The organism is Sphingobium herbicidovorans (assembly GCF_002080435.1).
Taxonomy (GTDB): domain Bacteria; phylum Pseudomonadota; class Alphaproteobacteria; order Sphingomonadales; family Sphingomonadaceae; genus Sphingobium; species Sphingobium herbicidovorans.
Window position 1 is genome coordinate 284,990 of record NZ_CP020539.1, and the last position, 21,291, is coordinate 306,280.

General features: G+C 62.5%; 23 protein-coding genes and 1 riboswitch. Of the genes, 16 read left to right on the forward strand and 7 right to left on the reverse strand.

Annotated features, from left to right (window positions below; translation table 11 throughout):
• Positions 1–15: 15 nt before the first annotated feature.
• Genes B6S01_RS15980 through B6S01_RS15990 form a run of 4 tightly spaced genes read right to left on the reverse strand, consistent with a single transcriptional unit; the run spans position 16 to position 4,271 of the window.
• Positions 16–348, reverse strand: coding sequence for a hypothetical protein (locus tag B6S01_RS15980; protein ID WP_037468144.1), 333 nt, complete (start codon positions 346–348; stop codon positions 16–18).
• Positions 345–1,865 carry a PepSY-associated TM helix domain-containing protein gene (locus B6S01_RS15985; RefSeq protein WP_051908500.1) on the reverse strand — a complete coding sequence of 507 codons (1,521 nt, stop codon included), beginning with the start codon at positions 1,863–1,865 and terminating at the stop codon, positions 345–347. Before B6S01_RS15985 ends, B6S01_RS15980 begins: the two co-directional genes overlap by 4 nt.
• Complete coding sequence (locus tag B6S01_RS21145) at positions 1,862–2,149, reverse strand: hypothetical protein (protein WP_037468142.1); 288 nt, start codon at positions 2,147–2,149, stop codon at positions 1,862–1,864. The genes B6S01_RS15985 and B6S01_RS21145 overlap by 4 nt, the downstream gene beginning before the upstream one ends.
• A 4-nt stretch (positions 2,150–2,153) precedes the next feature.
• A complete protein-coding gene (locus tag B6S01_RS15990; RefSeq protein ID WP_157704830.1) occupies positions 2,154–4,271 on the reverse strand; it encodes a TonB-dependent receptor in 2,118 nt (705 codons plus the stop codon).
• 231 nt (positions 4,272–4,502) lie between these two features.
• A riboswitch (cobalamin riboswitch) is annotated at positions 4,503–4,750 on the reverse strand.
• Between the two features lie 190 nt (positions 4,751–4,940).
• Between B6S01_RS15990 and B6S01_RS15995 the strand changes: the two genes are divergently transcribed.
• From B6S01_RS15995 to B6S01_RS16045, 12 genes are all read left to right on the forward strand, one after another.
• Entirely contained in the window at positions 4,941–5,762 is an 822-nt protein-coding gene (locus B6S01_RS15995; protein ID WP_037468141.1) for an SGNH/GDSL hydrolase family protein, read from the forward strand.
• Positions 5,763–6,074: 312 nt separating this feature from the next.
• Entirely contained in the window at positions 6,075–6,773 is a 699-nt protein-coding gene (locus B6S01_RS16000; RefSeq protein WP_037468140.1) for a CDP-alcohol phosphatidyltransferase family protein, read from the forward strand.
• A 144-nt stretch (positions 6,774–6,917) separates the two neighbouring features.
• Positions 6,918–7,106: a hypothetical protein gene (locus B6S01_RS16005; protein ID WP_037468138.1), complete on the forward strand. Its 189-nt coding sequence runs from the start codon at positions 6,918–6,920 to the stop codon at positions 7,104–7,106.
• Positions 7,107–7,221: 115 nt separating this feature from the next.
• Complete coding sequence (locus B6S01_RS16010; RefSeq protein WP_051908496.1) at positions 7,222–7,491, forward strand: DUF6894 family protein; 270 nt, start codon at positions 7,222–7,224, stop codon at positions 7,489–7,491.
• Between the two features lie 114 nt (positions 7,492–7,605).
• Positions 7,606–7,803, forward strand: coding sequence for a hypothetical protein (locus B6S01_RS16015; RefSeq protein ID WP_081570513.1), 198 nt, complete (start codon positions 7,606–7,608; stop codon positions 7,801–7,803).
• Entirely contained in the window at positions 7,800–8,084 is a 285-nt protein-coding gene (locus tag B6S01_RS16020) for a hypothetical protein (RefSeq protein WP_037468134.1), read from the forward strand. The genes B6S01_RS16015 and B6S01_RS16020 overlap by 4 nt, the downstream gene beginning before the upstream one ends.
• Positions 8,085–8,340: 256 nt before the next feature.
• The gene (locus B6S01_RS16025; RefSeq protein WP_037468133.1) at positions 8,341–8,547 is read left to right on the forward strand and encodes a cold-shock protein; all 207 of its coding nucleotides are present in this window, start codon (positions 8,341–8,343) and stop codon (positions 8,545–8,547) included.
• A gap of 285 nt (positions 8,548–8,832) precedes the next feature.
• A complete protein-coding gene (locus B6S01_RS21150; RefSeq protein WP_156103397.1) occupies positions 8,833–8,976 on the forward strand; it encodes a hypothetical protein in 144 nt (47 codons plus the stop codon).
• A 58-nt stretch (positions 8,977–9,034) separates the two neighbouring features.
• Positions 9,035–9,244: a hypothetical protein gene (locus B6S01_RS16030; RefSeq protein WP_037468132.1), complete on the forward strand. Its 210-nt coding sequence runs from the start codon at positions 9,035–9,037 to the stop codon at positions 9,242–9,244.
• Positions 9,245–9,322: 78 nt separating this feature from the next.
• Positions 9,323–10,021 carry a spermidine synthase family protein gene (locus tag B6S01_RS16035; protein ID WP_037468131.1) on the forward strand — a complete coding sequence of 233 codons (699 nt, stop codon included), beginning with the start codon at positions 9,323–9,325 and terminating at the stop codon, positions 10,019–10,021.
• A gap of 134 nt (positions 10,022–10,155) precedes the next feature.
• Positions 10,156–10,785, forward strand: coding sequence for a glutathione S-transferase family protein (locus B6S01_RS16040; RefSeq protein WP_037468128.1), 630 nt, complete (start codon positions 10,156–10,158; stop codon positions 10,783–10,785).
• A gap of 243 nt (positions 10,786–11,028) precedes the next feature.
• Positions 11,029–14,241, forward strand: coding sequence for a PAS domain-containing protein (locus tag B6S01_RS16045; protein WP_234810816.1), 3,213 nt, complete (start codon positions 11,029–11,031; stop codon positions 14,239–14,241).
• Between the two features lie 12 nt (positions 14,242–14,253).
• Here B6S01_RS16045 and B6S01_RS16050 read toward each other — a convergent pair whose 3' ends face one another.
• Positions 14,254–15,651: a helix-turn-helix domain-containing protein gene (locus tag B6S01_RS16050; RefSeq protein WP_094182665.1), complete on the reverse strand. Its 1,398-nt coding sequence runs from the start codon at positions 15,649–15,651 to the stop codon at positions 14,254–14,256.
• 153 nt (positions 15,652–15,804) lie between these two features.
• On the opposite strand from B6S01_RS16050, the gene B6S01_RS21410 reads away from it, so the two are divergent.
• Entirely contained in the window at positions 15,805–15,975 is a 171-nt protein-coding gene (locus tag B6S01_RS21410; RefSeq protein ID WP_169802848.1) for a hypothetical protein, read from the forward strand.
• Positions 15,976–16,071: 96 nt separating this feature from the next.
• Positions 16,072–17,667: an isocitrate lyase gene (locus tag B6S01_RS16055; protein ID WP_037468123.1), complete on the forward strand. Its 1,596-nt coding sequence runs from the start codon at positions 16,072–16,074 to the stop codon at positions 17,665–17,667.
• A 53-nt stretch (positions 17,668–17,720) separates the two neighbouring features.
• On the opposite strand, the gene B6S01_RS16060 is transcribed toward B6S01_RS16055, so the two are convergent.
• Both B6S01_RS16060 and B6S01_RS16065 read right to left on the reverse strand, forming a co-directional pair.
• The gene (locus B6S01_RS16060) at positions 17,721–18,488 is read right to left on the reverse strand and encodes an SDR family NAD(P)-dependent oxidoreductase (RefSeq protein ID WP_037468120.1); all 768 of its coding nucleotides are present in this window, start codon (positions 18,486–18,488) and stop codon (positions 17,721–17,723) included.
• A gap of 22 nt (positions 18,489–18,510) precedes the next feature.
• Positions 18,511–19,281, reverse strand: coding sequence for a helix-turn-helix domain-containing protein (locus B6S01_RS16065; protein WP_157704831.1), 771 nt, complete (start codon positions 19,279–19,281; stop codon positions 18,511–18,513).
• Between the two features lie 139 nt (positions 19,282–19,420).
• Here B6S01_RS16065 and B6S01_RS16070 point away from each other — a divergent pair, with 139 nt between their 5' ends.
• Both B6S01_RS16070 and B6S01_RS16075 read left to right on the forward strand, forming a co-directional pair.
• Positions 19,421–20,491, forward strand: coding sequence for a Rieske 2Fe-2S domain-containing protein (locus B6S01_RS16070; protein ID WP_037468117.1), 1,071 nt, complete (start codon positions 19,421–19,423; stop codon positions 20,489–20,491).
• A gap of 29 nt (positions 20,492–20,520) precedes the next feature.
• The gene (locus B6S01_RS16075; protein WP_037468115.1) at positions 20,521–21,291 is read left to right on the forward strand and encodes an SDR family NAD(P)-dependent oxidoreductase; all 771 of its coding nucleotides are present in this window, start codon (positions 20,521–20,523) and stop codon (positions 21,289–21,291) included.

The following is a 21,291-nucleotide window of genomic DNA, read 5'->3' on the forward strand; positions in this document are numbered from 1 at the left end:
CCGTCGCCAGCCAGGCTATCGGAACAACAAGCCCATGATCGCGAAAGCGACAGGGGGCAGGATAATCGCCAAGCGATGATTGAAGGGCCATAACAGGATCAGCGGCAACGCGGCCAGCGCCGAAACGCAGAACAGCCATGTGACGAGGCCGATCGGGACGGTCGCCGCGCCAAGGCCCCACATCATTGCCGACACGGCCAAAAGCAAGGCTGCCGTACAGCGTCGCGCTCTGACCGATCCCCGCAGTCTGATCCCGATCAAATCGCGCGCGCCATTCCCCAATGAAAGGCGCATGAGGGAAAAGCCGGAGCTTGCGATGGCGAGGCTGATGAAAAGTGCGCCGGTCATGCTGCTATCGTCCGGGTGCGACGAAAGACAAGGAACGCGCCGGTCGCAAGGCCCATGCCGATGGCCAGCATCATGAGGTCGGCGCCTGCGCGGATCCAGTCGCCCCGCATGATCGTGACGGGCAGGCCGATGCCGACGATCCAGCTGGAGATTGGCAAGGCGAGGGTGAGCAGGCCGCCTGCCGCCAGTTGCTCTGTCCAGGCCGATGCATAGGGGCGGATTCCCGCGTGAACGAGGCAGGCAAGCCAGGACAGGAAATAGCAACTCGCCAGCATCGACCTGCGGTCGAGCGCGTCCACCGGCACGATGCGCTCCGCCAGCAGATAGGCCGCGCAGGCAATGATATTGCCCGCCACCGCCGCGACCGTGATTGTCTTCGCCATGGAGAGGAAGGAGGATGGCGTTGCCCGCCGACCTTCGCGCTTGGCGATGAACAGGACCAGCGCGGTGGCGACCATGCCAGCGCTCATCAGCCCAGCGGCGAAATAGAGCCAGCGTGCGGCCGCGCCGCCCCATTCGATGAAATGCAGGCCCGCAAGGACGGATTGCGCATCCCGCGCGGGGGATCGTTTCGTCAGTACGCGCAACATCTTCCCCGACACGCCGTCGAAGGCGACGCGATCGGGAAAGCTGGCGATGCGGTCGTCGCGCTGACGCCAAATTTCGACGGCTGCATTGGTGCGGTTCGGATGGCTGATGTAGATACTGACCGCCGGGCCGCCGCCCCAGGCGCTTTCCGCCCGCTTCACCAGGGGCATCAGGTCTGTCGTCATGCGGGGCGCGCCTGGCGCGGTCTGCACATCGGTATAGACGGACATGGCCGCATCGCGCTGATAGGCTTTGCTGTCGCCAGCGTAGAGCATGGCGACCCCGGCCGGGATATAGGCATAATAGACGAGGACGAGGCCGGTATAGGCCATCATCATGTGGAAGGGCAGCGGCAGGACCGACAGGACATTATGCATGTCCATCCAGGCGCGTTGCCGCGACGCGTGCGGGCGAAAGGTGAAGAAGTCGCGGAAGATGCGCTTGTGGATGATGATGCCGCTGATGCAGGCCGCAAGCATCGCAAGGCCCGCCGCGCCGACGATCAGGAAGCCGACCGGGCTGTCCGACCGGCTGATCCCCAGCGTATAATGATAGCGCATGAAGAAAAAACCCGCGTCCATGCTACGCGCGATGCGCGCACCCGATTGCGGGTCCAGCCTGTGGGTCGTGGCCTTGCCGTCGCTGCCCGTCCAGACGAGGCGCAGGGCCGGTTCGCGCGGCGTCGGGACGACGATCCGCCACTGCTTCGCGTCCGGCGCATGGCGCGTCAGATAATTGCGCCCCATTTCGACCGCATGCGCGCGGTCGATTGGGATCGGCGCACGGACTTCCGGCGCGGCCCACAGGTTCAGTTCGCTGTAGAAGGCCGCAAGCGATCCGGTCAGCAGGATGCCGAACAGCACCCATCCGAAAATCAGGCCCAGCCAGGTGTGAAGCCAGGCCATCGACTGTCGCAGAGCGTCCTTCATCGCATCGCTCCCAGAATGATGATCGTCGGCAGCGCCGTCCCGCCCGCGATCTCCAGCCAGAGACGCCTGACGCCCCGGATGGCGAAGCTGCGCAGGATGATGCCGACGAACAGCAGGAAGGCGGCATTGGTGGCCAGGATATTGGCGTCCACCCGATCCATCGGCAGGATCAGCACCAGCGCGCCGATCCAGGCGTAGCAGACGGCATAGGCCCCGACGCTGGCCGCCAGGACGCGCGGAAGGACCGCGCGCCATGCCGTTGCCGATGCATTCCTGCGCGTCATGGGATCAGAACCGCTGGTCGAATGTCAGCGCGACGCTGCGCGGTTCGCCCAGCACCCATTGCGAAGTGGAATAGCTGTTCTGGACATAGAGCTTGTCGAACAGATTGCGCAGGTTAAGCGTCAGGCTGGTCTTTTTTCCGATGTCATACCGGGCCGACGCATCGACCAGCGTGTAGGCTGGGATCCGCCGCCTGTTCGCGGCATCGGAATAGCGTTCGCCGACATGGCGCAGTCCGGCGTCGAAGTGCAGCGGATCGATCGGTCCCCAGGACAGCCAGAGGTTGGCCGCCTTTTCCGCCACGCCGATGGGCGTGTTGCCGTCCCGGCTGAGAAGGTCAGTCCCGACCAGTTCGGTAAAATCGTCATATTTCGCCTTCAGGATCGTGCCGTTGGCAAGGATGCTGAGCTGTTTCGTTAGGGCAAGGCCGAACGACGCCTCCACGCCATGGGAGGATTGCTGGCCCACCTGGACGGACAGGGTGGGATCATTGGCCGACCGGGTCAGGATCTTTTTCTTCACGATCCGGTAGCCCGACAGGGTGAATTCGCCCCTGCCGCCAAGGAAGGTCGTCTTGACGCCTGCTTCCCACTGCTTTCCGGTCGACAGGTCGAAATCGGTCTGCGCCAGCGACGCCGTCAGCAATGCCGTGACCGGGTCGGCGGCAGCGGAATACTGGGCATAAAGGGACAGGCTTTCGACCGGCTGATAGACCAGCCCCGCGCGCCAGCTGGTGCTGGGATAGGTTGCGCGATAGTCCATCGTCGGATCGAGCGCGTCATGACGTTTGGTCAACGGGCGATCGTGGCGCAGGCCGGTTACCAGCGACAGGCTGTCGGTGAAGGACAGGCGGCTTTCGCCGAAAAGGGCGAACTGCTCGACATCGGTATGATATTTATAGCGCGTGCCGAATGCGCCATCCAGAAAGACGCCGGGCTGATAGTCATAGGGGTCGATCAGGTCGGACTGGCTGTTGGGCGAACTGTCGGCGCGTTCCAGCCTGCCGACATTATATTCGCCGCCAAGGCTGAACCGGTGATCGAGGCCGAACAGCTTATGCTGATAGACGGCGTTGGTCCGGTTGCCCACCTGTTTGGTATCGTAGAAAATCTCCAGATAGCTGGAACGCCGGATCTGGTCCCCCGTCCAGGCATAGCTTTCCGCGTTACGCCAATGCTTGAACCCGGTCAGATAATAAGTGACGTTCGTGATCGTCAGCTCGTCCGACGGCTTCCATTCGATCTTCGCCTGCGTCCATGCGTCGTCGAAGCGCAGGCTGCGGTCGGCGATATTGTAGTTCTTGCGGGCAATCTCGCGCACCAGCTTTCCATCGCGCAGCGGCGTGCCGTACCAGATGGTCGGGTCGGTATCGGCGCGGTCGTGGGACAGCGTCAGCGCCAGATTGTCGGCCGGTTGATAACGGAGCGCCGCCGAGAGGGCCAGGCTGCGCGAACGGCCCCGGTCCATCCAGCCGCCGGAGCGGTTGTAGCTCGCGTCGATCCGGTAGGAGAGCTGGTCACTGATCGGCCCGCCCACGCCCCCGGCGGCGGCATAGGTGTCGAACGATCCGCCGCTCAGGCGGACTTCGCCTTCCATCCGTTCGGTGTTCGGCCGCTTGCGCACGACGTTGATCGCGCCGCCTATCCCGCCTTCGCCATAGAGGACCGACGCCGCGCCGCGCAGCACCTCCACCCGCTCGGCCATCCACGGATCGGCCGGGAAGGTCTGCGTCGTCGTGGTGTAGACGCGCATCCCGTCATAGAGCTGCATCACCGAGGTATAGCCGGTGAAGCCGCGAGAGCTGAGCGAGAAGCCGAAGGCCGATGTGTTGTTGATGATGCCGGGCGCGCGCGAAGCCGCCGCGACGACCGTGCGGTCGCCCAGGCTGCGGATCATCTCCTTTGTGATGACGTCCACGCTCGCGGGCGTCTGCATGGGGGTAAGGCCCAGGCGGCTGGATGCTTCGGCAGGCTGGGCGAGTTGCAGAACGCCAGCCTTTTGCGCGGTGACGACGATGCTTTCGGCGTCGGCGGGCGCTTCATCGGCTGCCTGAACCGGCATGGCCAGCGCCAGCGCGAGGATCGACGCGCCAGCAGGCAGCAGGCGGCGAGCGGATAATGTCATGTGGTGCAAATTTCGTTCCCCGATCTTAAATGCCGCCGCCATCTCGGTCGTCGGCATGAGCTTCAAGTTACGAACGTCAGGACACCGTATCGGCAAACGTACCGAACGGTCGCGCCGCCGGACAATGGGCGCGCGAACGCGACCGCCTTGCTGTCCGGCGTTGCGGCCCCTGCCGCCCGTTCGTCGCTCAGACGGAATTCACCGTGCCCCGGCCATCCCCTGGACCAAAGCAAGAGCGACCAGACGCCGGCAGGTCTCCTGGCTCACGGGTCATCGCATCGATGCACGGCCTTCCCAAGCCTCGCAGGATTTAGCGTCCGGCCCAGTGGCTGGCGGCATGGGCGCTGTGCCCGCCGCGCATGTACATCGCGCTCACCGCTTACAGTTGCAGGGACAGCCCCGGATTCGGGCGGCGTCAGCTACCCTCACCGCGTTCCCTATTAAGCCCCTTTCGGGACACCGGCGCGATCTGTGTCCGGTTTCCCGGACGGTCGCCCCGTTACAGCGGACGGCATGACACTGCAAGTGGCCGGGGAGGGGAAGGAGATGGTCGGGGCCTTTCCCCGATGTCCGGGTCGATGCCAATAGACAAAGCCCTTGCGGCCCGTATGGTGGCTGACTTTAACGATTTCCAAAGAAGGCGGGAAAGTGCGGACGGGCTTTGCTCATATGCTGGTCACCATCGTATCGCTGGGCCTCGCGGGCTGCGCGACCACGGGGCAGGACAAGGGGTCGGCGGATTGGGCGGGCGCCGGATATGTCGCGATGGGCAGTTCATTTGCCGCCGGTGCGGGCATCGGCGCCCTGCAACCCGGATCGCCTGCCCGCTGTGGGCGCACGGTGAATAATTACGCCTCCCTGCTGGCCCAACGCCTGCAACTGGTGCTGACGGATGTTTCATGCGGCGGCGCGGTGACGGCCAACGTTCTTGACCCATGGTCCAAACTGCCCGCCCAGATCGAAGCCGTCACCCCGGATACGCGCCTGGTTACGATTACGATCGGCGGCAACGACGTGGGCTATGCCATGGGCTTGATGGGCGCAAGTTGCCGTGCGGGGGCGTCTTTCGGCAGTGGTTCCTGCATTCCGAAACCCGCGACAGACGAAGATGACTGGCGCAAGCTGGAACAGAATCTCACTACTATCAGCCGACAGGTCGCCGCCCGCGCGCCGAAGGCCAGGCTCATCTTCGTCCAATATGTGACGCTGGTCCCGCCGACCCTGTGCGATGCTGCCGTCCTGTCCGGGGCAGAGGCAAAGGAATATCGTGCGCTGGGCGAGCGGCTGGCGGCTGTCACGGCGCGAGTGGCGCGCGCAAACGGAGCCACTGTCCTGCCAGCCGACAAATCATCCCGCGATCACACGGCCTGCTCCGCCGAGCCATGGAGCCACGGCATGAATCCGCATTATGACCTGAAGCAGGGCGCGCCATGGCATCCCACCCGCGCCGGGCATGCGGCTATTGCACAGGCGCTGGCCGTGCTATTGTAGGGTCAGGATTTGCAGCGGCGGGGGCAAATGGCGCGGTCAGGGCCTGACCGGCGCGGTCGTGGGCTGTCGCGGTCTTGCAGAGGCTGCGCCCAACAGCCGAAAACGCCTGTTCCCGCTGCCATCATGCTGATAGAGGGGCTGATCGAGTTCCCGGTTCGCGCAACTCGACAGAGAGACTTATGTGCTCCCGTGATCAAGGGAGGGGGTGCAACAGATGGATGACAAGGCCCCCGCAGAACCCTGTTCTTCAGGTCAGGAGCCTTTCGCGCCGCTGCCTCCTGCCCCCATATTTCGCAGTTTTGTTGAGAGATTATGACAGTCTTGCCCCAATCGCCCAAACCGCTTGATCGCATCCAAGAAAACTGGCTGGCTGCGAAGGAACGCCGCCTTCTCAACTGGCTGTGCGCCCGCATGCCCGGATGGGTCACGCCCGACAAGCTGACGACATTGGGCATGGTTGGCGCTGTCATGATCTTCCTTGGCTATGTGGGAAGCAATCTGGCCTATCCCTGGCTGGTGCTCGCCATTTTGGGCTATGTCGTGCAGTGGTTCGGGGACTCGATGGACGGCAGCCTGGCGCGTTACCGGCGGATCGAACGACCGTCCTATGGATATTTCATCGACCATAGCTGCGACGGGCTGGCTACGCTGCTGATATTGGCGGGTATCGGCCTTAGCCCCTTCGTCACCATGGATGTCGCGATGATCGCGCTTGCGGGCTATCTGTTGCTGTCGATCCATGCCTTTCTGTCCGCCCGCGTGCTTGGCGAATTCAAACTGTCCTATCTTGCGGCGGGGCCGACCGAGCTGCGGATCATGCTGATCGTGCTGACGCTGATGATGATGGTCCTGGGCGCTGGTCCGGGATTGTTCGGAAAATGGTCTGGCTTCGACATTTTCGTGGGCACTGTCGGATCGATCCTGATCCTGCTGTTCGTCGGCCAGACGCTTGTCACCGGGCGAAGGCTGGCCGCGATCGACGGCGAGGCGTTGCGGCGCAGGCTGGGGTAAGGCCAAGGGCGACGGGACGGAACCTTGACCCCGCTCGATGGTTGATATGTGCCAGACGAAATATTGGTCGCTCCCCGCGATGTCTGGCGCATTTTGAGGCCCGCCTCTTCACGGGGCGGGCATTTTCATGAGTGAGGTACGGCCATGGATCAGCCTTCAGTCGAATTCTGCAAAGCCCAGGCGGCGTCTCATCTCGCCCGCGCCAACGACAGCGATCTGCCCAACGTCCGCGCGATATGCCTGACCGCGGCACAATCATGGATGAGAGAGGCCGAAAGCGCGCGCAGGATCAGCGAGCGCCGCGCGCGGGCAGCATCCGCCGACGTGGGATAAGCGCGAACAGGCGTCCGTCACAAAAACGAATCCGGTGCAATAAACAGCATTTTCGCTTGCCTGGGTTAATGAGGATCGGGGTCAAGGCAATTGACGGCGCGCCTATAATCGCCGGATGGCGCGCTATCATTTTCATCTCCTCGACCGTTCCGGCATGTTGTCCGACGAAGAGGGGGTTGCGCTTGACAGCCTGGCGGATGCCCTGCGCCTGGCGCTGGCAAATGCACGCGCGTTGATGAGCGCGGATGTCGCCAATGGCGTGATTGACCTGAATGGCGCCATCCAGGTCACCGATGACCAAAGCCGCACGTTGCTGATTTTGCCGTTCGAAGATGCTGTTACGCTGGTCACCGCGAAGGTAGCCGGGCAGTTCTCGATCGATTAAGCCGTCCTTGTATAAGTGTAGAAATAGGCTATATCATAGGTCATCAAGGGCTTTTTTTATGTAGGCGTCCTTGGCTGAGAGACCGACGCGCTCCCGCTTACTGTGGAGGCGCATATGGATCTCAATCAATTCTACTTTAAGCATCAGATTTCACTCATGCAGGCGGCTGGCGCGACTAGCGAGCTGGCGCGGATGAAGCATCTCGATGCAGCCGAGGTCGTCGGCGGACAGATTTTCGACTTTCTGACTTCCAGGGGCGCGGCGGCTTCCGCGAGCTGGACGGCTTGTCCGGAAGGAGCTGTTTCTGCATGAAGGAGGAAAATGCTCCATCGCCTAGCCCCAGAAGGCGGGCCTTTGCCAATCGTCACCTTGAGTTGCGCATTTCGCCCGACCAGGCGCGGCGGCAAGGGCTGATCACGCATCTTGCCTTTGTGCTTCTGGGTCATACCGAAGCGATCCGCTTCCTGAACACGCACAATAGCTCACTGGGTGCGCGGCCGCTTGATCTGGCGATCGCCGATTCTGTGGGATACGCCACGGTGGAAAGCGCGATAAAGCTGCTGTCCCGGCCCGCTGCCGGCGGGATGCAATAAGCCGCGCCGATGCGCCGGGGATGCGCCGGTTTATGCGTCGCCTGCTGGCTTTGGCCGTCTGCCCGCGCATGATCGTCATGTCGCTTCCCGGCCCGATTTTGCATTTTGATGCAACTATGCTATCAACATTTCGCTGAACGTCGCGTTTTGACGGATATCGGGCCGCTTCGGCTCTCCCCTGTCCCCATATTGCCTCTTTTAAGCCGGGATGCGCGATGTCGCGCGTTCCCGCAGACTTGTGACAAGGAGACCGAACATGATCACCGGAACCGTTAAATTCTTCAATGCCGACAAGGGCTATGGCTTCATCGCTCCCGAAACCGGCGGCAACGATGCCTTTGTGCATATTTCCGTCGTTGAGCGCGCTGGCATGCGCACGCTCGAAAAGGACCAGCGCGTTTCGTACGAGCTGGAAAAGGATCAGCGCGGCAAGATGTCGGCGGTCAACCTTCAGGCAGCCTGAAGATCGCGCCGGGGGATGCCATATGGACTCTCCCGGCCTAAGGCTTTGCGCGGTGCTGCCGGTTGAATGAATGCACCCCGCGCCATATATCGAAACGATGGCCTCGTGGAGGCCCGACGATGATGCCAGGCAAGAGCGCGTTCAATGGATACACGCCGCCGGCATCGAAATGAATATGCGCCCATCCGACGCAAGAGGGGGAAGATTATCCCGATACTGTGTCAGGGCGCGGGTTCAATCACAGATTATTGAAATTGAGTGCGGCATGAGCCGCGAGGACTAAGAATGAATATCGTTACCACTATGACCAAACATGTCGGCGACCGCCGGTCCAGCTGCAACGAACAGGGTAGATCTGTATCCCCGACCCGGTCAGCGACCCTGTCGACGAACGAATTGAAACGGATCGTCGCGGCAATGCTGGGCTGATCAATAATTGCGGCAGCACATGATGCTGCCGCCCCTTTAACAGAATTCAGGAGTAGTCATGAGCCGAGAAGCGATCCGTCCCTATTTGATCACCAAGGATGAGGATGGTAATTTCCGGCTCACCGTCCGGGAAACCCGCTATAATTCCCAAGGGTATCCGCTTGTCACCTCGCATCTGCAAGAGGAGATATTCAAGACCGCGACAGCCGTGCGTAACTTTGCGCGCGATGCGTTCAAGGCTGAACCCGGACAATATGCCACCAAGTGAATGGCTGGCGGCCTGACCGCCGGTCCTATTTTCGCCCGACGATGGCTTCCGCTTGGCGGCAACAATGGAAAATAGCGCATGTTAGCGACGCCCGACGACCGCGCGGCAATCCCGGTCGAGTTGATCGGCACGGCGCATCTTCCCGACGGCGGGCGGCTGCAACTGCTTCGCCGGGGGGACGATTATTCCATCCGCTTCGGTGACAATGAACTGATGGGCAATCAGGTCCGTCATTCCGAAGAAGCGCTCGCGACCCTCGTCTGCGGGCGGCTGCCCCGATCCGATAGCCATATCCTGATCGGTGGACTGGGCATGGGCTTTACGCTGGGCGCTGCGTTGCGATCCCTGCCGGCCACAGCGACGATCACGGTCGCCGAACTGCTGCCGGAAATAGTGGATTGGGCCAACGGAGCGCTGGCGCACCTGTTCCACGACTATCTTGCCGACCCTCGCGTCACCGTCGCGATGGCGGACGTCCATGACGTCATCGATGGCGCGGACGGCGCATTTGATGCGATCCTGCTGGATGTCGATAATGGCCCTGATGGATTGATCCACATCGCCAACGAACGCCTTTACTGCAACTGGGGCCTGCGTGCCGCGCATGCCGCATTGAAGCCCGGCGGCACATTGGCGATCTGGTCGGCCTATCCCGATGATGAATTTGTTGATCGGCTGGAACAGGCGCGTTTCGCCGTGGAAGAGATCAGCGTGCCTGCAGTCGTCGATGGCGACGACCTGACCCACACGATCTGGCTTGCGGCCCGGCGGGATTGACATAGCCCGCGCGGCAGGCGGGGTTCCTGGTCGCGCGCAATCCTTCCTGTTCGACATTCATGCCGTAACCGCTATCCTTGGGTGAGCGACGCGCCAGGAAACGGCGCGTCGGCGTCTGACCGAAAGGATTTCCGGTGATCACGCTCCACCATCTCGTATTTTCCCGATCCACCCGCGTCCTTTGGGCGCTGGAAGAATTGGACATCCCCTATGACCTGAAGGTGCACCAGCGCACGCCCACCTTTCGCGCGCCGCCGGAACTGTCCGCCGTACACCCGCTGGGCAAGGCGCCGGTGATCGTGGATGACGGACTGGTGATCGCGGAGTCGGGCGCGATCCTCGCCTATCTGAACGACCGGTATGGCGATGGCCGCCTGGCTCCGCCGGCCGGCGCCGATGCCCGCGTCATGCACGACGAATGGCTGCATTATGTCGAAGGATCTGCGGCTATGCCGGTCATGCTGACGCTGATCGGCGGGATGTTCGGCGGGTTGCAGGAAAATCTGGCTGCTTTTGTCGAGCCGGAATTACACAAGACCCTTGCCTATATCGCGGCGGGTGTCGGCGATGGCCCATGGTTGATGGGGGACGACTTCACGATCGCGGACATTCAGCTCGCCTATCTCGTCGCGCTGGCGGACGGGGCGGGGCTGACCGCCGCCCACCCCAATCTGTCGGCCTATCTGTCTCGATTGCAGGCGCGTCCGGCGTACCGGAAGGCCATCGAATTGGGCGGCCCGGTAATGCCGTCACGGACTGGCTAAACTGGGATAAGAGACACAGCGGTCGGCATGGCTTCGTACGCCGCAGGGGTGTATGGATCGGCGTTACGAACGCGAACCACAAGAAAGCGCTGAAATCGGATGGCATCGGACGGCAGGGAAAGCGCTGATTACCCGGACTTTCTGATCGGCGGGGGGGAAATGGGCGCTCGGATACGGGCGTATGACTGGGCGCGCACGCCTTTGCGTTCGCCGCAGCAATGGCCGCAATCCCTGCGTTCGGCCTTGTCGATATGCCTGCATTCCAGCGTGCCGACCGCCATCTATTGGGGGCCTGAGCTGCGGCTGCTGTATAATGATGCCTGGGCGCCGGTGCCCGCCGAGCGGCACCCTGAGGTGCTTGGCCAGCCCGCACATGCGGTCTGGGGCGATATCTGGGGCGTCGTGGGGGAGCATTTCGCACAGGTGCTGCGGACGGGGGAGGGCTATTCCACCTATGACCAGATGCTGCCGATGGTGCGGCAGGGTGCGGCGCGGGAAACCTACTGGAACTACAGCCTGACGCCGATCCGTGGCGAGGACGGGTCTATCGCCGGCATATTCAACCAGGGATATGAAACGACCGCGCGGGTGATGGCCGAGAGGAAATCCCTGGCCGAGCGCGAACAATTGCGCCGCATGTTCGATCAGGCGCCGGGATTCATGACAATGTTGAAGGGCGAGGATCATATTTTCGATCTCGCCAACCGGGCCTATCTCGAACTGGTCGGCCGGCGCGATGTTATCGGCAAGCCCATTCGCGACGCCCTGCCGGAATTGGAAGGGCAGGGATATTACGAACTGCTGGACAAGGTGTATGAAAGCGGGGAGCCATTTGTCGGAACGGCGGTGCCCGTCGATCTGAAGCGCGGAGACGGCCAGGGGATCGAACGGCGGTTCGTCGATATGGTCTACCAGCCGATCACCGATGCCAAGCGGCGGATAACAGGGATATTCATCGAAGGGTCGGACGTCACCGACCGTGTCCGGGCCGAAGCGGACCTGCGCGCCAGTGAAAGCCGGTTGCGTTTCCTGAGCGAACTCGATGACCGGCTTCGTGCGTCGCGCGATGCGTCGGAAGTCATGCGGGCGGCGGCTGAACATCTTACCTTGCGCCTGGGTGCGTCGCGCACGGCCTATGCGGACGTCGATGCGGACAATGATCGATTCATCGTCCGCGACGACTATGCCGCGCCGGGGATCGAAAGCTCGGCCGGTGTCTACAGCCTGAACCTGTTTGGCTCTCGCGTCGCGGCGGACCTGCGCGCCGGGCGCACGGTGGTCATTCGCGACATGAAAAGCGAACTGGCCGTCGGCGAAGGGCGGGAGATGTTCCTGTCGATCGGCATCGGCGCGATTATCTGTTGTCCGCTGATAAAGGATGGGAAGCTGGTTGCGATGATGGCGGTCCACCAATCGACCGCTCGTGATTGGCAAGAGGACGAAATCACGCTGGCCGAGTCAGCGGTCGAGCGTTGCTGGGCCTATGTCGCGCGCGTCGGCGCGGAAGCGCGGCTTCGCGACATGAACGAGACGCTGGAACAGCGCGTGACGGAAGCGCTCGCCGAGCGAAAGATATTCGCCGACCTGTTCGAGACCACAAATTCCTTCGTGCAGATTATTGATCCCGATTATCGCTTTCTAGCCATCAACACGGCTTCGGTCGATGAATATCAGCGCATGTTCGGGTTCAGACCGGCGGCAGGGGACAATCTGCTGGAACTTATCCTTGCCAACTGTCCCTGGCATCATGACCCGATCAAGGCGCTCTGGGCGCCCGCTCTGAAAGGCGAGACATTCGGCGAGGTTTCCGAATTCGGCGCCGCCGAGCGGCGCTGGTACGACATGAAATTGGCGCCGGTGCTATCGGCGGATGGCGCTATCATCGGTGCGAGCCTGTTTGGATATGATGTCACCGCGCGCATTCACGAGCAGCAGCAACTGGCCCGGGCCGAAGCCGCCAGACGGGAAGCCGACGCGCTGTATCGCGCCTATTTTGAAAATACCGCGGAGGCGCTGTTCATCATAAATGTCCTGGAGGACGGCGGCTTTTCGATCGAGGAGCTTAATCCCGCGCATGAGTTGCTGACGGGCCTCAGGACCGATGAGATAAAGGGCAAGCCGCTGGACGAGCAACTGCCCGCTGACGTCGTTGCCGAAGCCACCGGCAATTACCGCAGGGCGGTCGCGGCAGGGCAACCGATCAGCTATCGCGAAGTTTTAAGGCTGCCTGCGGGCGCGCGCCATTGGGATACGGTGCTGGTTCCGGTGGCGAACGCCGCCGGGCGGATCAACAAGATCATCGGCAGCGCCCGCGATGTGACGGCGCATGTGCAGGCGGAAGAACAACTGCGGCAAAGCCAGAAGCTGGAGGCGATGGGCAGCCTGACCGGAGGGGTGAGCCATGATTTCAACAATCTGCTTTCGCCGATCATCGGCGCGCTCGACCTGTTGCAGCGCAGGGGCGTGGGCGGCGAACGGGAACGGCGGCTGATCGACGGCGCGCTCCAGTCGGCGGAACGCGCGCGGGTGCTTGTGCAGCGATTGCTGGCTTTCGCCAGGCGACAGCCGCTGCAAACCATTTCCGTGGATGTCGGCGAACTGGTCAATGGCATGGCCGACCTGATCAGGTCCACCGCGGGTCCGCAGATCAAGGTGGTGGTCGATGTCGAAGACGCTCTTCCGGGCGCGGTGGCCGATCCAAACCAGTTGGAAATGGCGCTGCTCAACCTTTCGGTCAATGCACGGGACGCGATGCCCGACGGCGGGACATTGCGCATTTCAGCCGTGGGGGATGAAGTCGCACTGGGCCATGCGACCAATCTGACGCCCGGATCCTATGTGCGGCTGTCCGTCGCGGACACCGGCGTTGGCATGGACAGCGAGACGCTCAAGCGCGCAATCGAACCTTTCTACTCCACCAAGGGCATCGGCAAGGGCACAGGGCTCGGCCTCAGCATGGTTCATGGTCTGGCCGCGCAGCTTGGCGGGGCATTGACGATCGCCAGCGAACCGGGCGTGGGCACCAATATCGAACTCTGGCTGCCGGTAGGCGGAACGCCGGGGCAGTTGCAGGGGCAGAGCGCGGAAGCCACTGTTCCCCGCGACCGGAGGGGCACCGTCCTGCTGATCGATGACGAGGAAATCGTGCGCGCCAGCACCGCCGACATGCTGGTCGAGCTGGGCTTTGATGTGATCGAGGCGGATTCGGCGGAAGAGGGGCTGAACAGGATGGCTGCTGGCCTGACCCCGGACCTGATCGTGACCGACCATCTGATGCCCGGCAGGTCAGGCGGCGATCTGGCGATGGAAGTGCGCGGCCGGTGGCCCGATCTGCCGGTTCTGCTGGTTTCGGGCTATGCCGAAGCCGAAGGCGTGGCGCCGGATCAGGTCCGTCTGGTCAAGCCGTTCCGGCAGGCGGATCTTGCCGCCCACATCGCGGAGCTGACCGGCGCATAGGGCGGTCCCTGATCATACCTGCTGGAAAGGATAGGGCGTCGCGCCTCTCTGATACTGGCTGATGGCGAGTGATCGGGTGATCGGCGGCAGGGCGCGATCCGGGCATGCTTCGCGCGGGCAGACATGGCAGGCGGGACCGATAGGGTTGGGCTGATCGGAAAGCAGGTCCGCCGCGACGAGGCGGGGGGCATGTTTGACGTCACAGCCAAGGGCGATGGCCTGCACGGACCTGGCCTGTGGATCAAGTGAGTGCGGCACCGTGCGCGAGAAGGTGACATACCGCTCTCCATCCGGCATTTCGACAATCTCCGCCACGCTTCTTTCCGGCGTGTGAAAGACGCGCCACGCGGCCCAGCGGGGGCATCCTCCGCCAAATTGCGCCAGCGGCATGCCCTCCCCCGCGAAGCGTTTGGATATGGTGCCGGCAATGTCCACCTTCAGCAGGAAGAAGGGCAGGCCCCGCTCGCCGCCGCGCGCCAGGGTCGTCAGCCTGTGCGCGGCCTGCTCATAGGACGCGCCGAAGCGGCGTTGCAGCAGGTCCATGTCATAACGGCTTTCCTCCGCCGCCTTCAGGAACCGGCCATAGGGCATGATCAGCGCGGCGGTGGCATAGTTGGTCAGCATGGTCCGCAACAAGGGGCGAGCTTCGTTGTCGGGCGCGGCCCGTTCGATGATCTCCGCAATGGGCTGCGCCATTTCCATCATGCTCGTCTGGAAACCGACTGCGAAAAGGCGCCCGGACCCCGGCAGCCTGTCGGAAATCATGAGCCGCCGCCTGTGGAAATCGTAGAAGCGCCGTCCCCCCGCCATCGCCTTGTCGTTCATGATGCGGGTGGAGATTCCATGGTCCCGCTCCAGCCGCTGCCGCAGGGCGACGAACAGTTCGGCCGGCTCATCGGGCAATGCGTCGGCGATCTTTTCCGCGGCGCTGTCCAGCGAAGCGAAGTGGTTGCTGTTTTCATGGACGAAATCGCGCAGCCAATCGAGCGCGGTGCCGGTCCGCGAATGACCGCCGATCTGGTTGATCGCTTCGGGCAGACGCCGCAAATCGGTGATGGCGCGGTAGAGCCGCGTGATCGCTTCGGTCGCACCCGGATAATTTTCGGCGATCTCATTCACTTCATCGCGCGGGACGCCGATGTCGCGGACAAGTGCATCGGAAAAGATCTCCATTAGGCCGCCAGCCGCGTCCGGTTGGCTCCCCGATACAAATTCCCGAATGTCGATGTCATAGGTCTGCGCGAACCGCAGCAGCATCTGGGCGGAAAGGGGCCTCTGGTTGCGCTCCAGATGATTGAGGTAGCTGGGACTGACGCCCAGTTCCTCGGCCATCTGCGATTGGTTGAGGCCGAGTTCGCGGCGGAGCAGCCGCAATTTTGGTCCGAGATAGAGTTTGCGGTCGGCGGGCATCTTCATGAAAGACACTTTGTCAAATATTCACAAATATGGCAATGTCAATTGTGACTTTGCAGCCCTTATAGCCATTCCGCTATCGGTGAAGATGCGCCACTACCGATCCATAGCCTTCCGCAGGCGATGATTGAGGCATGAGGAGCCACGGACATGAGTAACGATCAGCCACGCGCCCGCGCGGTTTTTTCGACAGAGGATTTCTCCCTGCTGCGTGAGGCGGTCGCGCATTATATGAGCGAGATCAAGGACCAGCCGGCGTCGATCAAGTTCGCCCATCTTTACCACCGGCTGGGACGGGTTGCGCCCAGCGGCAAGGCCTGAACGACCAAAGGCGGATGAAAAACAGGATGAAGGCGGAAGCAGGCGCTTCCGCCTGATGGGGGCGCGCGCCTCCGATCGGAACGAAGGAATGGTAAAATGACCTATCAGGGTGAGGTCGCTGCGGCGGCGGAGTTGATCGAGAATAATGGCGCGGCGTGGAATGCGATCGACGCGGAATCGGTCGTGCGCATGCAGTTGCAGAACCGCTTTCGCACCGGGTTGGACATTGCCCGCCACACCGCCGCCATCATGCGGCGGGACATGGCGGCTTATGATGCCGACCCGGCGGCCTACACGCAGTCGCTCGGCTGCTGGCACGGCTTCATCGGCCAGCAGAAGCTGATCAGCATCAAGAAGCATTTCGGATCGACCAAGGGCAAATATCTCTATCTTTCGGGATGGATGGTCGCCGCCCTGCGCAGCGAATTCGGCCCGCTGCCCGACCAGTCGATGCACGAAAAGACCAGCGTGCCCGCGCTCATCAACGAGCTTTACACATTCCTGAAGCAGGCCGACGCCCGCGAGCTTGGCATGATGTTCCGTGACCTTGACCGGGCGCGCGAAACCGGAAATGCGGTCGAGGCCCAGCGCCTTTCCCACGCCATCGAAAATTACGAAACGCATGTCGTCCCGATCATCGCGGACATCGATGCGGGTTTCGGCAATGCCGAGGCGACCTATCTGCTTGCCAAGAAGATGATCGAGGCGGGCGCCTGCGCGTTGCAGATCGAAAATCAGGTGTCCGACGAAAAGCAGTGCGGGCATCAGGACGGCAAGGTCACCGTGCCGCATGAGGACTTCCTGGCGAAGATCCGTGCGTGCCGCTACGCCTTCCTGGAGCTGGGGATCGACGACGGCATCATCGTCGCCCGCACGGACTCGCTGGGCGCGGGGCTGACCAAGCAGATCGCCTTCGTTCGTGAGAAGGGCGACCTGGGCGACCAGTATAACAGCTTCCTCGACTGCGAGCCGGTGACTGCCGAGACCGCGAAGGATGGCGATGTGCTGATCGTCCGCGATGGGCAGACGATGCGGCCCAAGCGCTTGCCTTCAAATCTTTACCAGTTCCGGGAAGGTACGGGCGCGGACCGTTGCGTCCTCGACTGCATCACCTCGTTGCAGAATGGCGCGGACCTGTTGTGGATCGAAACCGAAAAGCCGCACATCGAACAGATCGCGTCGATGGTCGATCGGATCCGGGAAGTCATCCCCAACGCGAAGCTGGTGTATAACAACTCGCCATCTTTCAACTGGACGCTCAATTTCCGCCAGCAGGTGTATGACCGCTGGGTCGAGGAAGGCCGCGACGTCGCCGCTTATGACCGCGCAAAGCTGATGAGCGTCGATTATGACCAGTCGGAACTGGCCGCTGAAGCTGATGAGAAGATCCGCACCTTCCAGAAGGACGCCTCGGCGCGCGCGGGCATCTTCCACCATCTGATCACGCTGCCCACCTATCACACGGCGGCGCTCAGCACCGACAATCTCGCCAGGGAATATTTCGGCGACGCCGGGATGCTGGGCTATGTCGCCGGGGTGCAGCGGAAGGAAATCCGCGAAGGCATCGCCTGCGTGAAGCATCAGAATATGTCGGGGTCCGACATTGGCGATGATCACAAGGAATATTTCGCGGGCGAAGCGGCGCTGAAGGCTGGCGGCGCGCACAATACGATGAACCAGTTCGCTGCATGACAGCAGGCGGCCCTGACTTGCGCACGGCGATTGTCAGGGCCGCTCGTCTCTTTCTAAACGCCGAAGCCCCCTGAAACCGAGATATGCTGGCCGGTCACATAGGCCGCTTCCTCTGACGCGAAGAATACGCAGGCATGGCCGATTTCCTCCGCCGTGCCCCAGCGTTTCAGGCACAGCAGCCGATGGGTATTGTCCACCCACCGCTGATCGATTTGCCCCAGGCGGCTGAGTTCGTGCAGCTGCCCCGCGTCGATCACGCCGACCAGCACCGAATTGGCGCGGATGCGGTAGCGGCCTTCTTCCTTGGCGATGCCCTTCACCAATTGCTCGTTCGACGCCTTGACCGCCACCGACATGCCGTCGCGGGCAGGCCACCAGTCATGCCCGGCCGATCCAAGCGTCACGAAACTGCCGCCGCCCTGATCGCGCATATGCGGCACGACCGCCTGCACCACGGCGAAAAATCCGTGGACTTCGACGTCAAACGCATGCCGCCATTCCTCCATCGGTGTGGATGTCAGGTAACGCTGGTTGACCAGCGGCCCGGCGGCCCAGACGACCGTGTGGATGCGCCCATGTTCGGCAATCGCTTCGTCGATGACGGCGCGAATATCATCAAGATCGGTCACGTCCGCCCGATGGACGCTGACATGGCGACCATGCTCGGCCGCCGCCGCCGCCACGTCTTCGGCCCGCTTGCGGTTGCCGCGATAGACGATGGCGACGTCCGACCCCTGCTGCGCGAAAATGCGGGAAATGCCGCTTCCTATCCCGCCGCTGCCGCCGAACAGCAATGCGCATCCCTTTGCAAATGTAGCCAAGAAACTCTCCTCTGTTTTTCTGTCAATCCGCAGGCGCCGGACGCGCGCCTTTGCCGCGCCATTCCGACGTCAGTTCGCCTATGTCGAACGGGCGCACCATCATCAGCACGCCGCTCCATTCCCGGCCTTCCAGCCGGGCGGCTTCCTCCTGTTCGCCGATCACGTGAATGTCGTCCCGCATCGCTTCGAACAGGGCCTGGACCCGCGCGCGGCCCGCATCGCTCAAAGACACCATGTCGGACACATAGCGCGCGTCCGGCGATCCGAAATCCATAGACATGAACAGCGGCTTCACCGTGCGTTCGAAGGACACCGACAGGGGGCCGCCCCGTCTCCAGCGGACCGCCCGGCGCATCTTCGACCGGATGCGTCCACGCACCGGGGCTTCTATCAGGCCCAGCCTTTCCAGCCGTTCCAGATGGCTGTCCAGCCTGTCGGCGGGCAGGCCGAATTCTTCCTCCAGATCCCGCCGTTGCGCGCCATGCAGGATGGCGAAAAACACCAGCGCCAGCCCCCGGTCCGCCGCCAGCACTCGTTCCTGAGCCAGGGTAAAGCGTTCCTGCTGCTGATCATCGCCGCGCGATATCAGGTCTCGCAGGTCGAGGTCGGCGACCGCGCAGATTTCGTCCAGCCGGTCCAGCGTCAGTCCCTCGCCGCGCAGCCATCGCCATATCGTGGGTTCCGCAACGCCCATCTGTTCAGCCAGCGTAGCCACCCGTATTCCCCGGCCTTTAAGTTCCCGCCGCAATTCAAGCAGGATGGTAGCGATGCCCGGTCGCCGTGTCTTTGCCATTTTCATCGGCCCTATCGCTATATGATCGTTATCGATAATCATATGATAGCATGATCGACAATGCCATTGCGCTTCTGGCTGGGCATGCCATTTTCCCGGCACATGATCGGCTGAACCAAGCAGCCGCGAGGAGAGGACTATGGCGACCACCGCTGAATATAATCTGGGCGAATTTACTTTTCCGCGCGGCTGGCTGATGGTGGCGCGCGCGTCCGATGTAACGGGGGCGCCCACCGCGCTGCGGATGCTGGGCCGGGAACTGGTCATTTATCGCGGCGAGTCTGGCCGGATCGTGCTGCTGGACGCCTATTGCCCGCATATGCAGGCGCATCTGGCGGCGGAGCAGACATCCGGCGCGGCGGCGCAGCGGATCGAAGGGGATTCTATCCGCTGCCCCTATCATAGCTGGCGTTTCGGCCCTGACGGCAAATGCGACCATATCCCCTATTTCGACGGCAATATCCCACCCGCCGCCAAGGTGCGCGCCTATCCGGTCGAGGAACGGTTCGGTTGCGTCTTTGCCTGGCACGATCCGGAGGAAGGCGCGCCCGACTATGCGCTGCCAGCGCTGCCCGAATGGGAAGACCCGCTATGGATGCGCGGTGAATATGATGATCTAGGCACGCTCAACGTCCATCCGCAGGAGATACTCGACAATCTTGTCGACACCCGGCACTTCGGCCCGATCCACGGGCAAAAACTCGCCTATTTCGACTCCGTGTTCGACGGGCCGATCGGCAAGCAGATTTCCGGCGGCGGGCATGAAACCCTGACGAGCGAACGCGGCGTGCTGGACGTCGATGCCTTCTACACTGGCCCCGGCATCCTCATCGCCCGCTATTCGGGCGAGACGGACGCGGTTCAGATCATCTGCCACACGCCCAAGGAAGATGGCGTGACGCAGGTATGGCACAGCATTGTCACGCGCGCGCTGCATAGCCCGCCAACGGCAGAGGACGCGGAACTGCGCGATCAATATCATGCCGCGGGCCTTGCCGCCTTTTCTCAGGATTTCGCGATCTGGCGGACGAAGGGTCCGGCCTTCAACATCCTGCGCCTGCCGACCGATGGGCCGTTCCACCGCAGCCGCGCATGGTACAAGCAATTCTATAATCCGCGCCACAAGGCCGCGGAGTTTCAGGCGCGCGCCAATGGGGTGCATCATACCAGCGGCATGGCGCCCGCACCCCATTTGCAGGCCGCCGAATAAGCGAACGGATAACGTAAGAAAGGAAGAGAATGAGCAGGGCATTTCCTGAAGGCGCCGTCGCGGTGTTTGGCGGCAGCGGGGGGATCGGCAAGGGCGTGGCGCTGGAGTTCGCCAAGGCAGGCACGGACGTCGCGATCTTCTACCGTTCCAAGAAGGACAGCGCAGAAGCAGCCGCTGAAGAAGTCCGCAAGCTCGGCCGCAGGGCAAGCATCCATCAGGCGGACGCACGCAGCTATGAGGAACTGGAAGCCGGCTTCGGTAGCGCGGTGGAGGCGCATGGCCGCATCCACAGCATCGTCTGGGGCGCTGGCCCGATCGTGGCGCAGGTCAACATCGCCGACTGGTCGCTGGAACAGTTCCGCGCGTCCATGGAGATCGAGGCGTTCGGCTTTTACTATGCCGTGCGCATCGCCATTCCGCATTTCCGGGCGAAGGGCGGCGGCTCCTTCGTCCATCTGGGGTCGGCGGGCCATGACTGGTGGCCGCATCTCGACGGGCTGTCCGTCGCGCCCAAGGCGTGCAATGAATCGCTGATCAAGGGCATTGCGAAGGAAGAGGGCGTGCATGAGATCCGCGCCAATTCCGTGCTGGTGGGCGTGATCGACGCAGGCCAGTTCAAGGTCGGCCAGCAGGAAGGCTATTTCGACGCCGAGTGGGAACGTAATGTGAAGGCGATGCTGCCTATCAAGCGTTGGGGCCTGGCCGAGGACATCGGCAAGGCGGCCGTATTCCTGGCATCGGACGACGCCAATTATGTGACGGGCCAGACGATTTCGGTCGCTGGAGGCTTCGGTGTCTGA